Here is a 425-nt window from a genome sequence, read left to right as displayed (position 1 = left end):
TGTGTCATTAAAACGAAAATTATGGGAAGATGGATGGAAGCTTTAAACAAAAAGAAAGAAATTGTGTCTGAAATGGCTCCTAACTTTCTTATTTATTGCTCTAGACATTTACCGAAAAATATCAAAAATGAATTTCCAATACTATTGAATTTGGATCTCCATTCGAATAAATGGATAGACGAATCACAAACCTTTCAATCTGACAAAATATCTGAACTAAAAAAAGAAATCGAAAGAGTACGCAGAATACTTAACAGAGACGAGTTTGTTCCTAATGTGAATTCAGAAAAAATATTAAAATTTTGGACGACGGAGGACTACAAATTGAAAGATATAAATAATGACATCTATGAGCTACAATCTTTCTTCAAAAAGTCTATCGAACAAAATTTAGAAGTAAAAATCTATTTATAATTATGGAATTC

The 425-nt window shown here is 28.9% G+C and carries 1 pseudogene; it reads left to right on the top strand.

Annotated features, from left to right (window positions below):
* Positions 1–414, top strand: a pseudogene (locus Q1A73_RS24490) (hypothetical protein); the annotation flags it as partial.
* Between the last annotated feature and the right edge of the window lie 11 nt (positions 415–425).

The sequence above is a fragment of the uncultured Aquimarina sp. genome (assembly GCF_947492115.1).
Classification (GTDB): domain Bacteria; phylum Bacteroidota; class Bacteroidia; order Flavobacteriales; family Flavobacteriaceae; genus Aquimarina.
The sequence above is the reverse complement of the archived record's forward strand: the minus strand, read 5'-3'. Positions and strand labels throughout refer to the sequence as shown.